Raw genomic sequence first — 18239 nt, 5'->3', positions numbered from 1 at the left:
CATCCCTCGCCTCCGGCTGCTCCTCCCCGCGCCGCGCCTTTTCGGCGGGCTGCGGTTCTGTCCGCGGGCCCGCCACCCACTTCCCGCGTCTCCCCCTCTAGGGGGCGCCGGGTGGGAGGGTGGGGAGGGTGGGGGAGGGGCCCTGCTCGATCAGGTGGAGCAGGGCGTCCGTGTCCATGTGGTGGTCGATGAGGTCGCCGAGGGCGTCCAGGCGGTCCTCGCGGAGGCGGGCGAAGTCGGTGTCAGGGGCGGGGGTGAAGGCGCGGCCGGCGCGGTCGGCGACGTCGGTCAGGAAGGCGCGGCGGAAGCCGTCGTTCTCCAGAGCGCCGTGCCAGGTGGTGCCGAAGACGTTCGCCGAGCGGCAGCCGTCCAGGAAGGGCTCGCCGCCCTCGACGGTCGCGACGCCGTGGTGGATCTCGTACGCGCGCACCGCCTCCCCGTACGCGGACCCGACGGGCCGGCCGAGCCGCTTGTCCGCCCCGAACGTGACCCGCACCGGCAGCAGCCCGAGCCCCTCGACCCGGCCCGCCCCCGACTCGACGTCGTCCACGATCTCCCGCCCGAGCATCTGGAACCCGCCGCAGATCCCCAGCACGGGCCCGGTGCGCGCGCGCAGCGCCGCCGCGAGCCCGCTCTCCCGCAGCCAGGCCAGGTCGGCGACGGTGGCACGGGAGCCGGGCAGCACGACGAGGTCGGCGTCGTCCAGCTCGCCGGCGGAGGTGGCGAAGCGCACCACCACGCCGGGCTCGGCGGCCAGCGCGTCCACGTCGGTGAAGTTGGAGATGCGCGGCAGCCGTACGACGGCGACCCGTAGCGTCCGCCGCCCGTACGGAGGCCGCACCGCCACCTGCCGCCCGTCGAGGGCGAGTGAGTCCTCGACGTCCAGCCAGAGGCCGTCCAGCCAGGGCAGCACCCCGTAGACTTCGCGGCCGGTGAGCCGCCTGATCATGTCGAGCCCGGGTTCGAGCAGCTCCTTCGCGCCGCGGAACTTGTTGACCACGAACCCGGCCACGTGCGCCTGATCGGCGGCGTCCAGCAGGCCGACGGTGCCGTAGAAGGCGGCGAACACCCCGCCCCTGTCGATGTCGCCGACCACGATGACGGGCAGGTTCGCGGCCCTGGCCAGGCCCATGTTGGCGATGTCGCCGCGGCGCAGGTTGATCTCGGCCGGGCTGCCCGCGCCCTCGCACACCACCACGTCGTACTGCTTCCTGAGCCGCTCAAGCGCCTCCAGCGCGGTCGTGCGCAGCAGGTCCTTCAGGGCGCCGTACTCCATGGCGTCCACGTCCGCGACCGGCCGGCCCATGAGCACGACCTGGCTGCGGCGGTCGCTGCCCGGTTTGAGGAGGATGGGGTTCATGTCGGCGGCCGGTTCGAGGCCGGCGGCCTGCGCCTGCACGGCCTGCGCGCGGCCGATCTCGGCGCCGTCGGCGGTGACGTACGAGTTGAGCGACATGTTCTGCGCCTTGAAGGGCGCGACGCGCACGCCACGGCGGGCCAGCCAGCGGCAGATCCCGGCCGTGACCACGCTCTTGCCCGCGTCCGATGTGGTGCCCGCCACCAGGAGTGCGCCGTTGACCATGGCCACACCGTATCGAAGCCGCAGATCACGAAATTTCCCGGAAACCGGCCATTTACGAATGCTGTGACTTCTGTCACTCTGGCTAGAACGTCGCACTAGAACTGGATTCTAGAGTCACCTACGCGAAAGGGTGGGCATGGTCGGGACGTTCGGCTCGCCACGGACGGGCACCATCGACGCGCGATCCCGCGCGCCATTCGGCTGGGCACCCCTGGTGGTGCTGTTCATCGTCGGACTAGTGGACAGGATGGAGGCCAACCTGCTGTCGGGCGTGCTCCCGGTCATCCAGCGGGAATGGCAGTTCAGCGACACCGCGGCCGGTTCCATCCCGACCGCCTCCGCCCTGGCCGCCGCCGTGGTGGCCCTGCCCGCCGGCTACCTCGCCGACCGGTTCAGCAGGACCCGGATCATCGCGATCGTCGTCTTCTGCTGGGCGCTCGCCACGCTCGGCTCCGGCATCGCGACCGGATTCGCCATGTTCTACCTGATGCGGGTGCTGCTGGCCGCCGCCGAGAACATCGACAACCCAGCCGCCGGCAGCCTCCTCGCCGACTACTACCCGCCCGCCAGCCGGGCCAAGGCGTACGGGCTGACCCGCGTCACCACGTACCTCGGCGGTGTCGGCACCCTGCTCGGCGCCCAGCTCGCCGCCGCGTTCTCGTGGCGTACGGCGTTCCTCATCATGGTCGTGCCAGGCGTGCTCACGGCGCTGCTGGTCTGGTTCCTGCGCGAGCCGCGCCGCGGCGAGCTGGACCGCATGGTCGCGAACGGCGGGATCGCCCCGCAACCGTCCATGGCCGGTGCCGGTGGTGGTGCCGGTGGTGGGGCCGCTGCGCCCGCGCCTTCCCCGTCCGCCGGGGCCGAGGTCAAGCCGCCGTTCCTGGCGCAGGTGCGCGGCGTCATGGCCATCCCGACGCTGCTGTTCGTCTGCGTCGGGCTCGCGCTGCTCAGCCTCGGGCTGGCCGGGATCTTCTTCTGGCTGCCCACGTTCATGGTGCGCGCCCTCGGCGCGGGCGTCGCCACCGCCGGCTCGCTCAGCGGCCTGCTCACCATCGCCGGGACGCTGACCGGCACGCTGGTCGGCTCCTGGCTGGGCAGGAAGTGGCATGGCACGATCAAGGGCGGGCGCCTGCTCGCGGGCGGCGGCGGCATCACGGCCGGCTCGGTGGTCCTGGCCGGCGCGCTGTCCATGGACTCGGTCGGCGCGCTGGCCGGGCTGATGCTGCTGGCCAGCGCGCTCATGTCGATCGCGATCCCCAACATGACCGCCTGCCTGGCCGACGTGGTGCCGGCCGCCGCGCGCGGGCTCGGCTTCGCCGTCCTGCAGCTCTTCCTGACCGTCGGCACGGCCTTCGGCTCGCTGGTCGTCGGCATCGTCTCCGACGGGACAGGCTCGCTGCTGACCGGCATGTACGTCCTGATCGCCCCCATGGTCGTGGGCGGCCTGCTCACGCTGGGCGCCAGGGCGTCGTTCGAACGGGACGCGGCGAAGGTCCTGGAGGACGCCCGCCACTGACCCGTCCGCCGTGCGGGCTCTCGCGGACGCCCGGCGGCGAGGGCCGTTGAGACGCCCGCCGCCGGCCTCGCGGGATGCGGCGGGAGTCTTCGGAAGACGCCCGCCGCCGGCCCGTGCGGTCAGCCCTGAGGCGGCATCCGCCGCTCCTGCTCCTCCTGGGTCGGGGGCGGCTGCTGCCCGGCCTGCCGGCCCGGCTGTCCTGGCTGCTGGCCCGTCGGCTGGTCTGTCGGCTGGCCGGTCTGGTCCTGCCCGCCGCCGTAACGGCGCTGGACGGTGTCCGCGCCTCTGCTGATGTGCTCGTCGTACTTGTGGCCGGTGCGTTCCTTGGCGTACTGCTCGGCGCGGTCGACGATCTGGTCGGCCTGCTTGGAGTGTCCCCTGGCCAGGTTCTCTGCCTTCTTCAGCCACTCTCCGATGCGGCTCATGACCTTTTCCCCGTTTCTTCCGGTTACGCCCGCCCCCTACCCCGCCAACCTGGGATGATGTCTTTGCCGGAATCCGGCAGCGAATTCGTCCGCAGACTGCCGGACCTCCCCCATGACGCGCAGCGCCCCGCGGCGCGACGATGCGGGCATGACAGCAGTGGTGCAGGCCGAGGGGCTGACCAAGTACTACCGCGCCCGACGCGGCCTGGAGGACCTCACGCTCGACATCCAGCCCGGGGAGATCTTCGGCTATCTGGGGCCCAACGGCGCGGGAAAGACCACGACCCTCCGGCTCCTGCTCGACGTGATCAGGCCAACCCGGGGCGCCGTGACCGTGCTCGGCGGCCACCCGCGCGAGCCCGCCGTCCGCGCCAGGATGGGCTACCTGCCCGGTGACCTGGTGCTGGAGGGCCGCGACCGGGCCGCCGACTACCTGCGCTTCCTCGCGAGAGTCCGGGGCGGCGTGCCCGCCTCCCGCATCGAGGCCCTGGCCGAGCGCTTCGACGCCGACCTGTCGGTGCCCATGCGCAAGCTCTCCAAGGGCAACAAGCAGAAGATCGGGCTCATCCAGGCGTTCATGCACGAACCGGAGCTCGTCCTCCTCGACGAGCCGACCGTGGGGCTCGACCCGCTCGTGCAGCAGGAGTTCCTGGCGCTGGTCCGCGAGGTGCGGGCTTCGGGGCGTACCGTGCTCATGTCCTCCCACGTGCTGGCCGAGGTCGAGAGCGTCTCCGACCGCGTCGGCATCGTGCGCGGCGGGCGACTGGTGGCCGTCGAGAACGTCGCCGTCCTGCGCGAGAAGGCCGTGCGCCGCGTCGAGCTGCATTTCGCCGCGCCCGTCCCGCGTGACGCCTTCGAGGGCCTGCCCGGCGTACGCGACCTGCGGGTGGAGGGTGCCGCCGTGCGGTGCACGATCGACGGACGTCCCGACGCGCTGGTCAAGGCCGCCGCCCGGTTCACCGTCGTGCACCTTGTCAGCGCGGAACCCGACCTCGAAGAGATCTTCCTGACCTACTACAGCGACGAGGAGGCGGTCCGATGATCGCCAGAAGCCTGCGCGAGCACCGCCGCCCGCTCCTGTGGTGGACGCTCGGCATCAGCGCCTTCATCGGCCTGTACGTCGCCGTCTACGGCGCCGTCCGCGCGAACCCCGACACGTACGGGCCGGCCATGCTGAACAAGTTCCCCGGCCCGCTGCGAGACCTCATGGGCGGCATGCCGGACATGACCTCTGGCGCCGGTTACCTCCAGACCGTCGTCTACCAGCTCTTCGTCCCCATGTTGTTCATCGCCTGCGCGACGCTGCTCGCCAACCGGGCACTGGCCGGGCCCGAGGAGGCCGGCACGCTCGAACTCGTCGTCACCCTGCCGGTGGACCGGCGGCGGCTGGTGCTCGACAGGTTCCTCGCGCTGGCCGTCGCACTCGTGGTGGTGGCCGTGGTGACGCTGCTGGTCGCGGTCGCGATGAGTGCGCTCGTACGGACCGGGGTGCCCTTCGACCGCATCCTGGCCGCGCAGGTCGGCGTCCTGCTGCTCGCCCTGTTCTTCGGCGCTTTGGCCCTGGCCGTCGGAGCCGTCGCCGGGCGCCGGGCCGCCGCCTCGTCCGCCGTCGGCGTGTGGGCCGTCCTCGGGTACGCGGTCGTCACCGTGGGCCGCTCATGGGACGCCGTCGCCTGGCTGCGGTGGCTCTCGCCGTTCCACTACTACGCCGACGGCCGGCCGCTCTATGAGGGGCTGCCCGTCACCGACTACCTTGTCCTCGCGGGGGCGACGGCCGTGCTCGCACTCACCGCGGTGCTCGCCTTCGACAGGCGCGACGTAGGAGTCTGATGCCGCCCACGGACCCACCCCCGGCCGCGCCCACCGGCCTGCCCACCGGCCTGCCCACCGGCCTGCCCACCGGCCTGCTCGACGGGCTGCTCGACGGGCACCGGCGGCGGTTGGCCGAGCATGCGGCCACCGGACGGGCCTTCGACCGGCGCGCCCTCGACGCCTACCGCGCCGCCGGCAGCCAGGCCGCCCGGGCCGGCGTACCGCTGCGGCTCCTCGTCGACCGCGCGCTCGCCGCGGGCGAAGGCGTGCCCGGCGTGCTGCCCGCGCTGCGCAGGGCCGTGTCCGCGCTCATGGAGGGGTACGAGCAGGCCCAGCTCACCGCCATCCGCGAGGAGGAGAGCGCGCGCAGGGAGTTCGTGGACGACCTGCTCCAGGGCCGGGCCGAGCGGCTCGCGGAACGGGCCGAGCACTTCGGGCTGCGGCTGGCCGAGTCGTACGTGGTCGCCGTGGCCCGCGGGCTGCGCGACGGCGACCAGGACCGCATCGAACGCGACCTCATCGCCCGCTTCGGCTCCCACAACGTGCTGGTGTCCGTACGCGACGGGCTGCTTGTCTGCGTCGCCCCCGCCACGCTGGCGGCCGCCGTCGGTGAGTTCGTGCACCACGTACGCAATCGCTTCCCGCCCGGCTGGCGCGTCGGCGTCGGCCGCCCCAAACGCGGCCCCGGCGGAGTCGTGACCTCCTACCGCGAGGCCGCCCAGGCCCTCGAACTGGCCGACGGGCTCGGCCTCACCGCCGACGTCGTCAAGGCCGCCGACCTGCTGGTCTTCCCCGTGCTGCTGCGCGACAGAGGCGCCATCGAGGACCTGGTGACCAGCGTGCTCGACCCGCTCCTCGACGCCAGGGGCGGACCGGAGCCGCTGCTGGAGACCCTGGAGGCCGTCTTCGCCTCCCACGGCAACCAGACGGCCGCCGCGCGGCGGTTACGGGTGAGCCCGCGGGCGGTGACGTACCGGCTGGAACGCATCCGCCGCCTGACCGGCTTCTCCCCGGACGACCCGACACAACGCTTCACCCTGGAGACGGCCGTTCTCGGCGCCCGCCTGCTGAACTGGCCGGCCGCCTTCTGACCACAACCGCCCGCGCATTGATCGTGGTCAGCCGCTTGAGCATGCTCAGTCATCGGCGATCAGCGCGTGGCACTTCGTAGACGTCGTCCGGATCGGTCCTGTGCGTCGTCATCCGGCCGGCTGACACATGCGCGCCCCGACGGCTCATTCGCTGACGGCCAGGCGTACCCCGAACCCCACGATCACCACTCCGGTCACCCGATCGAGGACCCGCCGCACCCGAGCCGACCGCAGGACCCCGCTCATCAACGACGCGAACCCGATCAACCCGGCACTCCACACGAGCCCCTCGACCACGTGCACCCCGGCCAGCACCAGCCCCATGACCGCGTGCGGCGCCCCGTCCGGGATGAACTGGGGCAGCATCGCCACGTAGAAGGCCCCCACCTTGGGATTGAGCAGGTTCGTCAGCAGCCCCCGCCGCAACCCCTTCCAGAACCGCACCTCCTGCCCATCCACCACCTCACGCCCGGCGTCCCGCTTGAGCAGCATGCGCATCCCCATCCACACCAGGTACGCCGCCCCCGCCCACCGCAGCACGTCATAGGCCACCTGCGAGGCCGCCAGCAACGCCGACAGCCCCGCGGCGGTGAGCACACCCCACACCAGCGTGCCGAGCTGGATGCCCAGCGTCACCCCCAAGGCCGGACGCCGCCCGGCCAGCAGGGACGTCCGCAGGATCAACGCTGTGTCGAGCCCGGGCGTCACCGTGAGCAATGCGACCACGGCGGCGAACGACCAGATGGAGGTGGCGATGTCCATGAAGGTCAGGGTACGAGGAGCAGCTTCCCTGTGGTCCGCCGCCCCGCCAGGTCCTCATGCGCCTGCCGGGCGCCGGCCAGCGGGTAGCGGTGGGAGACGTTGATCCGCACCTGGCCCGCGCCGATCCAGCCGAACAGGTCGGAGGCGCGCCGCAGCAGCTCGGCCCGCTCCGCCACGTAGTGCACGAGCGTGGGCCTGGTCAGGAAGAGCGAGCCCTGCTTGTTGAGCACCTGCGGGTCCAGCGGCGGCACCGGGCCGCTGGCGGCGCCGTACAGGGCCATGAGCCCGCGCGGACGCAGCGCCTCGAGCCCGCCGTCGAACGTGGCCTTGCCGACGCCGTCGTACACCACGTCGATCGTGCCCCGCAGAGCCTGCGCGAAGTCGTCGTAGCGCAGCACCTCGTCCGCGCCCGCCTCCCTCGCCAGCTTCTCCTTCTCGTCGGTGGAGACCGTCGTGTACACCTTGGCGGCCTTGAGCTTGGCCAGCTGGATGAGCAGCTGCCCCATGCCGCCGGCCCCCGCGTGCACGAGCACCCGGTCGCCCTCCTTGACCTCGTACGTGGAGTGCGTCAGATAGTGGGCCGTCATGCCCTGCAGCATCGCCGCCGCCGCCAGCTCGGCCGACACGCTGTCCGGCACCGGCACCAGCCGATCCGCCGGCACCACGGCCTTCTCGGCATAACTCCCCAGCACACTCGCCCACGCCACGGTGTCACCCACCGCGACACCCTCTGCTCCCGGGCCGACGGCGGACACCGTCCCGGCCCCCTCGGATCCGATGGAGGTGGGCAGATCGAGCGGATAAGCACCAGACCGGTGGTAGATGTCGATGAAGTTCACCCCACTGGCGGCCACATCCACGACCACCTCACCGTCCCCGGGCACCGGATCGGGACGCTCGACATACTCAAGAACCTCTGGCCCGCCTTGAGCGGACACCATGATCGCACGCATGCCCCTAGTCAACTCCGCCCCACCCATCACCTGTCACCCACCCCCAGCCCTCCAGCCGGTCTCACTAGGGGACCGCTGATCAGCGATCCCACCCATGGGACCGCCAACCAGGCGGGCGTAGAGCCGTGCACGCTGCTGGGCACCCGCCCGCCAGTCGGCCCGCGGCCCCGACACCCCGATGGGGCTGTTCGCGGTCGCGCGGGGGTCATGGCATGGGTGGGGCCCGTTCGTGTCCTCCGTCTGAGGGTCGTCACATGTGGCGGGCCAGGGCGCCGGCCTCCAACGCCACCCAGATCGCTCCGTCCGGGCCCACGGTCAGACCGTGTGGCTCCGCCTTTCGCTCGGGCTTCGGTGCGTCGTCCCCCGGTTCGGCGTTCGGTCCTTGGGAGTTGTCCTCCTCTTCCGTGCTCGGTCCCTGGGGGTTGTCCCCCTGCTCCGCGTTCGGTGCGTCGGGGCCGTGCGCGGCGGCCGGCTTTGGGACCGCTGGGAGAGGGTGTTCTTCGATCTCGCCGTCTACCGTGATGCGGCCCAGGTGGCCGGTGCCCCATTCCGTGAACCACAGGGCGTTGTCGGGGCCGGTGATGATGGCGTGGGGGCGGGCGGCGCGATCGGGCAGGGGGTATTCGGTGATCTTGCCCTGTACGTCGATCCGGCCTATCTGGCCTGCGCCGATCTCGACGAACCACAGGGCGTCGTCGGGGCCGCGGGTGATGCCAACCGGGGCCGCGTTCTCCGTGGGGAGTTCGTACACGGTCACCTCGCCCGACAGCGAGATGCGGCCGATGGCGTTGCCCTGGTTGATGGTGAACCAGAGCGCGTCGTCCGGCCCCGCCACGATGAACGACGGCATGCCGCCCTTCACCGGCACGTCGTAGGAGGTCATCGTGCCGTCGGTGGCGATGCGGCCGATCCTGTCGGTCGACATCTGGGTGAGCCACATCGCGCCGTCGGGGCCGGCGGCCAGCCCGTACGGCGAGTCGACCGTGTAGGTGGTGCGCCGCCCGTCGGCGGTGATGCGGCTGACCCGGCCGCCCTTCCACTCGCTGAACCACACGGCGTCGTCGTGGCCGCGCACGATCATGGTGGGCAGCCCGTCGGCCGGGTCGAGCTGGTGGATCTCGGGCTTCTCGCCCGGCACCAGCCGCCCGACGCGCCCCTCGTGGACGAGCGTGAACCACAGGGCGCCGTCGGCCGCGGTGGCCAGGCCGTAAGGCGAGCCGGAGTCGATGATGGTCAACATGGGAGTCCCCCCGATGGTCGTGGTCAAAAGTCGCGCTCCTGCGAGCTCCGTCTAGGTCGCGGTCAATGGATGCGACCCCGTGCTAGCTCGATCTCGGTTGCGGTCAAAGGATGCGTCCTCCCGCGAGCTCGATCTCCCTGCCGCGGAAGCGCCGGATGAGTGCCCGGTCGTGGGAGACCATGATGAGGGTGCCGTGGTAGCCGTCGAGTGCGCGTTCGAGCTCTTCCGCCAGCACCGGCGACAGGTGGTTGGTGGGTTCGTCGAGGAGCAGCAGGTCGTGTTCGCGGGCCAGCAGCCTGGCCAGCGCGAGCCGCCGCTGCTGGCCGACCGACAGGTCGCCCACCCGCTGGTCGAGTGTGTGCGGCCGGAACAGGCCGGTCGCCAGCAGCGCCGCCCTGCGGTCGTCGGGATGGCCCTCGCCGTACGCCTCCAGCACCGGCAGCGACGGGTCGAAGCTCACCTCCTGCGGCAGGTGACCGACCCGGCACCGGGCCCGCTCGGCCAGGACGCCCAGCAACGTGGACTTGCCCGCGCCGTTGCCGCCTCTGACCAGGACCCGGTCACCGGCCCTGATGGTGAGCGCGTCCACCCGCAGCCGATCGCCCACCCGAACGTCCCGCAACTCCACCAGCACAGCACCCGTGACAGGAGCACCCGCCTCCAGCGGCGCTGCGCCTGCGGCCGGCGCGGCTCCCTCTCCATCGGCCCGCTGTGGGCCCCTGGCTGAGGAGAAGGTGCCGCCGCCGGGCCGCTGCGTCGGTGCGGTTGGTTCTGGGCCCGCGAGGTCGGTGGTGGGTGGGGGGAGGGGGTCGGCGGTGAAGGTGGCGTGGAAGCGCAGGGGAGCGGGTGGGCGGGGGACCGGGTCGGCTTCCAGGCGGCGCAGCCGCTCGTGGGCGTTGCGGACCCTGCTGGCGACCGAGCTCTGCACACGCCCCGCGTTACGGTCGTAGGCCATCTTGTTGTTGTCGCGCATCACGCGCCCCGCCGCGACCCGGTGTGCGGTGGTGGCGGCGTGTTCGCGGACCTGGCGGACCTCGGCGCACCAGGCCGCGTACGCCTGCTCCCATCGCGCCCTGGCCGCCGCCTTGGCCGCCAGGAAACCGGTGTAGCCGCCGCCGAACCGGCTCACCGAGCCCTGCTCGACCTCGATGATCGCGGTGGCCACCCGGTCGAGGAAGACGCGGTCGTGGGAGACGACGGCCACCGCGCCCCTGTGCTCGCGAAGCCGGTCTTCGAGCCAGGTCAGGGCCGACTCGTCGAGGTGGTTGGTCGGCTCGTCGAGCAGCAGCACGCGGGGGGCGGCGGCCAGCACGCAGGCCAGGCCGAGCCGCGCCTGCTCGCCGCCGGACAGGCTGCCGAGCATGCGGTCGTGGCCCACGTGCGCCAGCCCGAGGCCGTGGAAGGCCCGCTCGACCCGCGCGTCGGCCTCGTAACCGCCGCGCAGCTCATAGGCGGTGCACAGCTCGCCGTATTCGTCCATGATCTGCTGCGTCGCCTCCTCCGACAGCGCCGACTCCAGCTCGCGCATCCTGCGCTCCATGGCACGCAGGTCGGCCAGCGCGGCGTCGACGGCCTCGCGGACCGTGCCGCCGGACGGCAGGCCGAGCGTCTCGGCGAGCGTCTGGCCGACGTAGCCGAGGTCGGCGCCCGCCCGCACCTCGCCCCGAACCTCGCCCCGCACCTCGCCCCGAACCTCGCCCTCGTCGGGCCGCTCGGCTCCGGCCAGCAGGCGCAGCAAGGTGGACTTGCCCGAGCCGTTCTCGCCGACGATGCCGACGCGCTCGCCGGTGCGTACGGACATGGACACGTCGCTGAGGACGGCGCGTCCGTCGTAGGACTTGAAAACCCCGCGAAGACTGATCAGGATGGAACTCCAATCGCAACTGGTGTTGCTTTAGGATGGCACAAGATCACAACTAACGCAACTGGAGTAGTTTTTGGAGCGCAAAGAGCCCGTCAAGCGTCCGGGTGGGCGCAGCGCCCGCGTACGCGACGCCGTACGCCAGGCGACCCTCGCCGAGCTGGCCGAACACGGCTACGCGGGCCTGACCGTGGAGCGGGTCGCAGAGCGGTCAGGCGTGCACAAGACGACCGTTTACCGGCGGTGGGGCGGTGTCGAGGGGCTGATCTCCGACGCGCTCGAACTCGCCGCCGACGAGCCGTGGCCCATCCCCGACACGGGGTCGATCGAGGGTGATCTGCGGGGGATCGTCCAGCTCGTACGGGTCGGCTTCCAGGATCCCGAGCTGGGCCCCGTGTCGTCCGCCTTCGTGGCCGCCGCCGTGCAGAACGAGGCCGCCGCCCGTTCGCTGCACGAGTTCTTCGTCTCGCGCCACGAGCAGTCGGCCGCTGTCGTACGCCGGGCGGTCCAGCGCGGCGAGCTGCCCGGCGTCGTCGATCCCCGGGAGGTGATCAGAGTGGCGGTCGCGCCCGTCTACTACCGGCTGTTCGTCGCCCACGAGCCGGTCACAGAACGCGACGCCGACCGCGCCGCCGACGCCGCCCTCGCCGCCGCCCGCGCCGGCGTCCTATGAGCCGGTCACTCCAAGCTGGTGCGTCCAAGCGGGCGCCCCAAGCCGGCGTCCGTCAAACCGGCGTCCGTCAAACCGGCGTTCTTCAAGCGAGGCGCCGTGCGGGCGACCTCTCACCAGGGGTCCGCGTCGGCGGACTTTGAGCAGAGCGCCGCGCGGGCGTCCTTTGTGCGAAGGTTACGGCTCCAGGCGGCCGCGTAGTTCGAAGTCGTCCCAGGTCGTGCGCACCACCGACCTGTCGTCCTTCGGTGTGCGCGCGAACAGCCCGAGCGAGCCGTTGCCGATCCCGTTCGGGTCCTCCGCCTCCTGGACGAGCTCGTCGTTCACCCACATCGACAGCCGCACGGTCTTGCCGCTCTGCTCGCACGCCACCGTGATCCGCGCCTTGCCGGGCAACGCGTCCACCTTCACGGGCTGGGCGATCATGCCGCCCGAGCCGTCGACGATACGGCGGATGCGGGCGTTGCCCTTGGTGTCGAGGGTGAACTCGTAGTAGTTGTCGCCGTCTTCGGAGTTGTGGCAGTAGAGGCCGTATTCGCCGGTGCCGACGGTCTTGGTGACGTCGGCGGTGACGGCCATGACCACCGACTGGGGCAGCATCGGCGTCGGGCTCGCCGTCGGGTCGGGCGTCGCGGTCGGCGTGTAGAACAGGTAGGGTACGGGCGCCCTGGCCCACCGCTCCTCGTAGTCGGGCTCGGCGTCCATCCCGTACGTGCCGTCGGTCCGGTAGCCGACGCTGCCCGCGGACTGCGGGTCGTACGAGCCGGTCCAGCCGCCCGTCGTCTGCGTGAAGTCCTCCTGGTAGAGCAGCCCCAGGTCTTTGGGCGGCCCGCTCGGGACGAACAGCGCCCAGGCGCCCACCCCGGCCGCCAGCACGACCGCCGCGGCCGCCGCCACCGCCGCGTACAGCCTGCCCCGCCGCGCCCGCACGCCGCCCGGCGCCGGGGCGACCGTGTAGGGGGCGGTGGACTGCTGCCAGGCCACCTGTACGGTGTGCGCCGCCTGCTCGGGCGCCGCCGACCGGCCCACGAGGGCGTCGAGGAGCTGCTGCGCGGTGGGCCGTTGGGACGGGTCCTTGTTCAGGGCCGCGGCGACCAGCTCGCGCAGGCCGGGGTCGATGGCTTCGAGATTGGGCTCGGTGTTGAGCACCTGGTAGACCATGGCAGGCAGCGTGTCGCCGCCGAACGGGGCGCGTCCGCTCGCCGCGAACGCCACCAGGCAGCCCCACGAGAACACGTCGCAGGCGGGGGAGATCGGGTCGCCGCGCAGCACCTCGGGCGCCATGTAGCGGGGCGTGCCGATGACCTCGCCGGTGCTGGTGACGCCGCCGATCGTGTCGAGTGCCCGCGCGATGCCGAAGTCGATCACGCGCGGCCCGACGGGGGACAGCAGCACGTTGGACGGCTTGAGGTCGCGGTGCACGACCCCGGCCGCGTGGATCGCGGTGAGCGCCGTGGCCACGCTGACGGCCAGCGCGTCGAGGCTGGAGCCGCGCAGCGGGCCGGACTGGCGTACGGCCTCGTCGAGGTTGGGGCCGGGGACGTATTCGGTGACGACGTAGAGCTGGTTGCCTTCGAGCGCGGCGTCGAGGACGGCGGCCGTGCAGAAGCGGCGCACCCGCTGCGCCGCGTCCGCCTCCCTGCGGAACCGCATGCGGAACTGCTCGTGCTGGCTGAGCTCCGGGTTGATCACCTTGACGGCGACCCGTTGCCCAGCGGGATCCTCGGCGAGGTGGACCGTGCCCATCCCACCCCGCCCCAGCACGCTTAGCAGCCTGTAGCGCCCGATGTGGGAGGTTTCACCGCTCACGCCGCGCAAGCTTACCGACACCTGCGGCATCGCCGCAGATCTCGGCCCCGACACGCGTACATGAGATGCCTTTTCACCGCATGACGGCCTTCACGGGGTGACGCAGGCGCACACCCTGCGCAGGGACGGGAGCCCGTGCTCAGGGCCCGCGACCAGGACGTGGCAGCCCGCGGCGCGGGCCGCCGCTATGCCGGTGGGGCTGTCCTCGATGGCCACGCAGCGCGAGGGCCTCGCGCCCAGGCGGCGGGCGGCCTCCAGGTACGGGTCGGGCCAGGGCTTGCCGCGTTCGGTGTCCTCGTCGGCGATGATCAGGTCGAACGTGTGGCCCAGCCGGGGCAGCACCAGGTCCACGACGCTGCGGGGCGAGGCGCTGACGAGGGCGGTGGGGATGTCGACGGCGGCCAGGCCGGACAGCAGCTCGGCCGCGCCGGGCAGGACCGTGGCGTCGCGCTCCACCCGATCGGCGAACGCCTCGGTGAGGCGGGCGGCGAGGGCGGGCTCGCCGAGGTGGTGGGCCACGTCCTCGATGGTGCGCCCATGGACGTGCGGGACGTCGTCCTGAGTGAGCGGACGGCCGGCGACGTCGGCGACCGCCTCCCACCACAGCCGCTCGGTGTCCACCAAGGTCCCGTCCATGTCCAGCAACACCGCGTCCGGGGCGGTGGGTGGTGAAGGGCCGGAGACGTCAGAGGGCATCGGCTGCGACGGCCGGGGCCGGGGTCGTGACGGTGCGGGGGGCCACGAGGACCGGGCGTTCCACCAGGCGGACCGACACCTGCGCCCCCGGGCCGAGACGGGCGGCCTCGTGGCCGGGGACGTCGGCCAGGACCTCGCCGCCGGCCACGGCGAGCCGCAGCCGTACGGAGGCGCCCCGGAAGGACGCGGCGAGGACCTCGGCGCGAGCACCTCCAGCCTCCTCGGGGGCGGTGACCTGGACGGCCTCCGGGCGGACCAGCACGTCCACGGAGGGATCATCGGGTACGGGCCCGTCGAGCGGCAACGACTGCCCCAGAACGGACACCCGGTCATCCGCCACCTGCCCGGCGAGGTGGTTCATGGTGCCGACGAACTCGGCGACGAACGGCGTGGCGGGCCGGTCGTACACCTCGGCGGGTGCGCCGACCTGTTCGAGGCGCCCGTCCCGCAGCACCGCGACCCGGTCCGCGACGGACAGGGCCTCCTCCTGGTCGTGGGTGACGAAGATGGTGGTGATGCCGAGGTCGAGCTGCAGCCGCCGGATCTCCTCGCGCAGCGTGACGCGGACCTTGGCGTCCAGGGCGGACAGCGGCTCGTCGAGCAGCAGCACGCGCGGTTCGAGCGCGAGCGCCCTGGCGAGCGCGACGCGCTGCTGCTGCCCGCCGGAGAGCTGGTGCGGGTAGCGGTCGGCGTGGGAGGGCAGCCCGACGAGTTCGAGCAGCTCGTCGGCCTTGGCCCGCCGGGCGGGGGCGGGCACCTTGCGCACCCGCAGCCCGAAGGCGACGTTGTCGCGGGCGTTGAGGTTGGGGAAGAGCGAGTACGACTGGAACACCATGCCGGCGTCGCGCTTGTTGGCCGGCACGTCGGTGACGTCGCGGCCGTCGACGAGCACGGCCCCCGAGTCGGGACGCTCGAAGCCGGCCACGCAGCGCAGCGCGGTCGTCTTGCCGCATCCCGACGGCCCCAGCAGGGCCACGAACTCGCCGGGCGCGATGACCAGATCGAGGCCGTCGAGCGCCACCGTCCTGCCGAAGACCCGCCGCAGCGCCCTGAACTCCACCGATGCCGTCATTTCCCCTCCTTCTTCTTCCCGAACACCGTGGACACGGCGAGCAGCAGCAACCAGATGAGCAGCAGGCTGAGTATCGACACTGCGACCGACAGCTGGCCCTTGGAGCCGGAGACGGTCACGATCCACACCGCGAACGGCTCGTACCCGAGCAGGCTGGCCACGGTGTACTCGCCCAGCACCAGCGCCAGCGTCAGGAACGACGCGCTGGCGAGGGCCGAGCGCAGGTTGGGCACGACGACGCGGGCCAGCACGTACGGCCACGACGCCCCGAGGTTGCGCGCCGCCTCGACGAGGGTCCGCACGTCCATGGTGCGCAGCCCGGCGTCCAGCGACCGGTGGACGAACGGCAGCACCAGCACCACGTACGCCAGCACGAGCACGACGGGGAAGCCGGGGTCCTGCACGGCGATGATCGTGGCCCAGAACGGCGTCGGTTCGAGCAGCTCGGTGCCGTTGCGCAGCGTGGTGCCGATCCCGGCGACGAACGTGATGGGCGGCACCACCAGCGGCAGCGTGCAGATCACCTCCATGACGGGCCGCAGCCGGGGCGCGAAGAGCCGTACGGCGAGCATGGCGGGCAGCGTCAGCAGCAGCACCAGCACGATGGTGGCCAGCGCGAGGCCGAGCGAGAGCGTCAGCGAGCGGACGAAGCCGTCGGCGGTGAGCAACTCGCCGTAGGGGGCGAACGACACGCCGGTGGCAGGCGTGTGGATCGTGTACCAGAGCGAGGTGCCGAGCGGGATCAGGAAGTACGCGGCGGCCAGCGCGAACACCAGGCCCCGCCAGGCCCGCGGGCGGGGGCGGCGGGCGACGTCGCCCGAGACGCGTTCGAGGCCGGTCAGTGCAGCCATCGCGAGGTCCTCCTCTGCAGCGGCAGGTAGACGGCCATGACGAGCCCGGCCACGACGACCATGTCGAGGCTGAGCGCGAGCGCGATGTTCTCGTAGCCGATCAGCACGTCGCCGGTCAGCGCGCTGGCGATCTTCAGGGTGACGAGCGGGACGACGGTGCCGACCATGGCGTTGGCGGTGGCGTACGCGGAGAAGGACGCCCCGAACAGCAGCACGACGCCGCCCAGCATGGCGGGGGCGAGCACTGGCAGCGCCACGAAGCGCCAGTAGTGCCAGGCGGTGGCCCCGCTGCCGGCGGCGGCCTCGCGCCACTGGGGGCGCAGCCCGTCGAGCGCGGGGGCCATGGCGAGCACCATGAGCGGGATCGAGAAGTACAGGTAGACCACGACCAGGCCCCAGAACGTGTAGAGGGAGCCGGACGGCAGCCCCACCAGGCCGCTGATGACGCCGGAGTTGCCGAGCGTGGCGATCCAGAAGAACGCCAGCGGCACCCCGCCGAAGTTGGCGAGCACGCCGGAGGCGGTCAGCACGGCCTCGCGCAGCAGGGTCGAGCGCGAGGTGACGACCGCGTACGCGAGGAACGTGCCGAGCACGGCCCCGAGCAGCGCCACCATGGCCGACAGCTTGATGCTGCCGATCATGGCGGTGAGGTAGCCGCCCTGCAGGCTCTGTGTGACGTTGGCCAGGCTCGGCCGTCCCTGCGCCGTGAAGGCCCCCGCCACCAGCGCGATGGCGGGGACGCCGAACACGAGCGCGAAGAACGCGAGCAGCGGCAGGGTGCCGAGCCAGCCCTTGGACCGGGAGCGGCTCATCCCGAGATCGCGGCGTCCCAGTCGGTGGCCAGCTTGGCCTTGGCCGCGTCGACCTGCTCGGAGGTGGGGAACGTGGGCGTGCCCTCGACCTTGGGGAGCAGCTCGGCGAGCGCCTTGTCGACGGTGCCGTCTGCGGTCATGGCGGGCAGCAGGACGGGCCTGGCGAAGCCCTTGAGGTAGAGGTTCTGGCCCTCGGCGCTGTAGAGGTACTCCTGCCACAGGCGGGCGGCGGCCGGGTGCGGCGCGTCCTTGTTGACGGCCTGGGCGTACATCTGGAAGTACTTGCCGTCCGTGGGGACGTTCACCTTCCAGTCGATGCCCTTGGCGGCCATCTGGGGGGCGTAGGCGGCGTTGTTGTAGTCCCAGTCGATGCTGATCTTGGTCTCGCCCTTCTCGATGGTCGCGGGCGTGGTCTCGACCGGGTTGTAGTTGCCGGCGTCCTTGAGCTTCTTGAAGAACTCGATGCCGGGGCCGATGTCGTCGAAGGAGCCGCCGCCGGCGATGGCGGCGGCGTACACGCCGGCGAAGGCCGAGCCGGCCTCGGTGGGGTTGCCGTTCATCGCGACCTGGCCCTTGTACTCGGGCTTGAGCAGGTCGGCGAAGCTCGTCGGGCAGGTCTTGATCTGCTTGGCGTCGCAGCCGATGGAGACGTAGCCGCCGTAGTCGTTGACCCAGAGCCCGGTCGGCTCCTTCTGCCCCTCGGGGATCTTGTCGAAGGTCTGCACCTTGTACGGCGCGAACAGGCCCTCCTTGGCCCCGCTGATGGCGAAGGACTGGCCGAGGTCGAGCACGTCGGGGGCGCGGTCCTGGCCCTTGCGGGTCTTCACCGCGTTGATCTCGTCGGCGCTGGCGGCGTCGGGGGTCTCGCTCTCGATCTTGATGCCGTATTTCGCCTGGAACTTCTCGATGATCTCGCCGTAGTTGGCCCAGTCGGGCGGCAGGGCGATGACGTGCAGGTTGCCCTCCTTCTTGGCCGCCTCGACGAGCTTGTCGAACCCGCCGAAGTCGGCGGCGGAGGTGGCGGTGGCCGCGTTCACGCCGCCTTGCGCCGTTGTGGACTGTCGGCTGCTCGGAGCGGCGCCACACG

Annotated in this window: 17 protein-coding genes; 5 read left to right on the top strand and 12 right to left on the bottom strand. The window is 72.0% G+C overall.

The annotated features are described in order from the left end of the window. Positions 1 to 97 precede the first annotated feature (97 nt). Positions 98 to 1582 carry a cobyric acid synthase gene (locus ACFFR3_RS00210; RefSeq protein WP_379482396.1) on the bottom strand — a complete coding sequence of 495 codons (1485 nt, stop codon included), beginning with the start codon at positions 1580 to 1582 and terminating at the stop codon, positions 98 to 100. Positions 1583 to 1718: 136 nt separating this feature from the next. Between ACFFR3_RS00210 and ACFFR3_RS00205 the strand changes: the two genes are divergently transcribed. Then, entirely contained in the window at positions 1719 to 3098 is a 1380-nt protein-coding gene (locus tag ACFFR3_RS00205; RefSeq protein ID WP_364381205.1) for an MFS transporter, read from the top strand. Between the two features lie 119 nt (positions 3099 to 3217). Here ACFFR3_RS00205 and ACFFR3_RS00200 read toward each other — a convergent pair whose 3' ends face one another. After that, on the bottom strand, positions 3218 to 3523 hold the full coding sequence (locus ACFFR3_RS00200; protein WP_379482395.1) for an antitoxin: 306 nt from the start codon (positions 3521 to 3523) through the stop codon (positions 3218 to 3220). Between the two features lie 148 nt (positions 3524 to 3671). Between ACFFR3_RS00200 and ACFFR3_RS00195 the strand changes: the two genes are divergently transcribed. Genes ACFFR3_RS00195 through ACFFR3_RS00185 form a run of 3 tightly spaced genes read left to right on the top strand, consistent with a single transcriptional unit; the run spans position 3672 to position 6426 of the window. Continuing rightward, a complete protein-coding gene (locus ACFFR3_RS00195) occupies positions 3672 to 4565 on the top strand; it encodes an ABC transporter ATP-binding protein (RefSeq protein WP_345388212.1) in 894 nt (297 codons plus the stop codon). Then, positions 4562 to 5353, top strand: a complete 792-nt coding sequence (locus ACFFR3_RS00190; protein ID WP_379482394.1) for an ABC transporter permease subunit — start codon at positions 4562 to 4564, stop codon at positions 5351 to 5353. Before ACFFR3_RS00195 ends, ACFFR3_RS00190 begins: the two co-directional genes overlap by 4 nt. Next, entirely contained in the window at positions 5353 to 6426 is a 1074-nt protein-coding gene (locus ACFFR3_RS00185; RefSeq protein WP_379482393.1) for a PucR family transcriptional regulator, read from the top strand. The genes ACFFR3_RS00190 and ACFFR3_RS00185 overlap by 1 nt, the downstream gene beginning before the upstream one ends. A 144-nt stretch (positions 6427 to 6570) precedes the next feature. Here the strand turns inward: ACFFR3_RS00185 and ACFFR3_RS00180 are convergent, their stop codons facing one another. From ACFFR3_RS00180 to ACFFR3_RS00165, 4 genes are all read right to left on the bottom strand, one after another. After that, the gene (locus ACFFR3_RS00180; protein WP_364381220.1) at positions 6571 to 7188 is read right to left on the bottom strand and encodes a LysE family translocator; all 618 of its coding nucleotides are present in this window, start codon (positions 7186 to 7188) and stop codon (positions 6571 to 6573) included. A 5-nt stretch (positions 7189 to 7193) separates the two neighbouring features. Then, positions 7194 to 8141 carry a quinone oxidoreductase family protein gene (locus tag ACFFR3_RS00175; RefSeq protein ID WP_379482392.1) on the bottom strand — a complete coding sequence of 316 codons (948 nt, stop codon included), beginning with the start codon at positions 8139 to 8141 and terminating at the stop codon, positions 7194 to 7196. A 250-nt stretch (positions 8142 to 8391) separates the two neighbouring features. Continuing rightward, positions 8392 to 9381 carry a Vgb family protein gene (locus ACFFR3_RS00170; RefSeq protein ID WP_379482391.1) on the bottom strand — a complete coding sequence of 330 codons (990 nt, stop codon included), beginning with the start codon at positions 9379 to 9381 and terminating at the stop codon, positions 8392 to 8394. A 103-nt stretch (positions 9382 to 9484) separates the two neighbouring features. Beyond that, on the bottom strand, positions 9485 to 11188 hold the full coding sequence (locus ACFFR3_RS00165; RefSeq protein WP_417629285.1) for an ABC-F family ATP-binding cassette domain-containing protein: 1704 nt from the start codon (positions 11186 to 11188) through the stop codon (positions 9485 to 9487). 130 nt (positions 11189 to 11318) lie between these two features. On the opposite strand from ACFFR3_RS00165, the gene ACFFR3_RS00160 reads away from it, so the two are divergent. Continuing rightward, positions 11319 to 11915, top strand: coding sequence for a TetR/AcrR family transcriptional regulator (locus tag ACFFR3_RS00160; protein ID WP_364381229.1), 597 nt, complete (start codon positions 11319 to 11321; stop codon positions 11913 to 11915). Between the two features lie 174 nt (positions 11916 to 12089). Here ACFFR3_RS00160 and ACFFR3_RS00155 read toward each other — a convergent pair whose 3' ends face one another. The 6 genes from ACFFR3_RS00155 to ACFFR3_RS00130 all read right to left on the bottom strand — a co-directional run bounded on the left by ACFFR3_RS00155 (position 12090) and on the right by ACFFR3_RS00130 (position 18189). Then, positions 12090 to 13721, bottom strand: coding sequence for a serine/threonine-protein kinase (locus ACFFR3_RS00155; RefSeq protein ID WP_364381232.1), 1632 nt, complete (start codon positions 13719 to 13721; stop codon positions 12090 to 12092). 90 nt (positions 13722 to 13811) lie between these two features. Then, the gene (locus tag ACFFR3_RS00150; protein ID WP_364381235.1) at positions 13812 to 14417 is read right to left on the bottom strand and encodes an HAD family hydrolase; all 606 of its coding nucleotides are present in this window, start codon (positions 14415 to 14417) and stop codon (positions 13812 to 13814) included. Next, entirely contained in the window at positions 14407 to 15489 is a 1083-nt protein-coding gene (locus ACFFR3_RS00145) for an ABC transporter ATP-binding protein (protein WP_364381238.1), read from the bottom strand. Before ACFFR3_RS00145 ends, ACFFR3_RS00150 begins: the two co-directional genes overlap by 11 nt. Next, positions 15486 to 16340, bottom strand: a complete 855-nt coding sequence (locus tag ACFFR3_RS00140; protein WP_345388194.1) for an ABC transporter permease — start codon at positions 16338 to 16340, stop codon at positions 15486 to 15488. Before ACFFR3_RS00140 ends, ACFFR3_RS00145 begins: the two co-directional genes overlap by 4 nt. Then, positions 16328 to 17152 (bottom strand): ABC transporter permease, encoded by an 825-nt coding sequence (locus ACFFR3_RS00135; RefSeq protein ID WP_379482390.1) that lies wholly within the window; start codon positions 17150 to 17152, stop codon positions 16328 to 16330. Before ACFFR3_RS00135 ends, ACFFR3_RS00140 begins: the two co-directional genes overlap by 13 nt. Further along, the gene (locus ACFFR3_RS00130) at positions 17149 to 18189 is read right to left on the bottom strand and encodes an ABC transporter substrate-binding protein (protein WP_379482389.1); all 1041 of its coding nucleotides are present in this window, start codon (positions 18187 to 18189) and stop codon (positions 17149 to 17151) included. The genes ACFFR3_RS00135 and ACFFR3_RS00130 overlap by 4 nt, the downstream gene beginning before the upstream one ends. Positions 18190 to 18239 lie beyond the last annotated feature (50 nt).

Origin of the sequence: Nonomuraea salmonea, from assembly GCF_042428605.1 — a bacterium.
Lineage (GTDB): Bacteria > Actinomycetota > Actinomycetes > Streptosporangiales > Streptosporangiaceae > Nonomuraea > Nonomuraea salmonea.
The sequence above is the reverse complement of the archived record's forward strand: the minus strand, read 5'-3'. Positions and strand labels throughout refer to the sequence as shown.

Coding starts and splice junctions, on each gene's coding strand:
- ACFFR3_RS00210 (WP_379482396.1), bottom strand. CDS start 1,582: ATGGTCAACGGCGCACTCCTGGTGGCGGGCACCACATCGGACGCGGGC.
- ACFFR3_RS00205 (WP_364381205.1), top strand. CDS start 1,719: ATGGTCGGGACGTTCGGCTCGCCACGGACGGGCACCATCGACGCGCGA.
- ACFFR3_RS00200 (WP_379482395.1), bottom strand. CDS start 3,523: ATGAGCCGCATCGGAGAGTGGCTGAAGAAGGCAGAGAACCTGGCCAGG.
- ACFFR3_RS00195 (WP_345388212.1), top strand. CDS start 3,672: ATGACAGCAGTGGTGCAGGCCGAGGGGCTGACCAAGTACTACCGCGCC.
- ACFFR3_RS00190 (WP_379482394.1), top strand. CDS start 4,562: ATGATCGCCAGAAGCCTGCGCGAGCACCGCCGCCCGCTCCTGTGGTGG.
- ACFFR3_RS00185 (WP_379482393.1), top strand. CDS start 5,353: ATGCCGCCCACGGACCCACCCCCGGCCGCGCCCACCGGCCTGCCCACC.
- ACFFR3_RS00180 (WP_364381220.1), bottom strand. CDS start 7,188: ATGGACATCGCCACCTCCATCTGGTCGTTCGCCGCCGTGGTCGCATTG.
- ACFFR3_RS00175 (WP_379482392.1), bottom strand. CDS start 8,141: ATGCGTGCGATCATGGTGTCCGCTCAAGGCGGGCCAGAGGTTCTTGAG.
- ACFFR3_RS00170 (WP_379482391.1), bottom strand. CDS start 9,381: ATGTTGACCATCATCGACTCCGGCTCGCCTTACGGCCTGGCCACCGCG.
- ACFFR3_RS00150 (WP_364381235.1), bottom strand. CDS start 14,417: ATGCCCTCTGACGTCTCCGGCCCTTCACCACCCACCGCCCCGGACGCG.
- ACFFR3_RS00145 (WP_364381238.1), bottom strand. CDS start 15,489: ATGACGGCATCGGTGGAGTTCAGGGCGCTGCGGCGGGTCTTCGGCAGG.
- ACFFR3_RS00140 (WP_345388194.1), bottom strand. CDS start 16,340: ATGGCTGCACTGACCGGCCTCGAACGCGTCTCGGGCGACGTCGCCCGC.
- ACFFR3_RS00135 (WP_379482390.1), bottom strand. CDS start 17,152: ATGAGCCGCTCCCGGTCCAAGGGCTGGCTCGGCACCCTGCCGCTGCTC.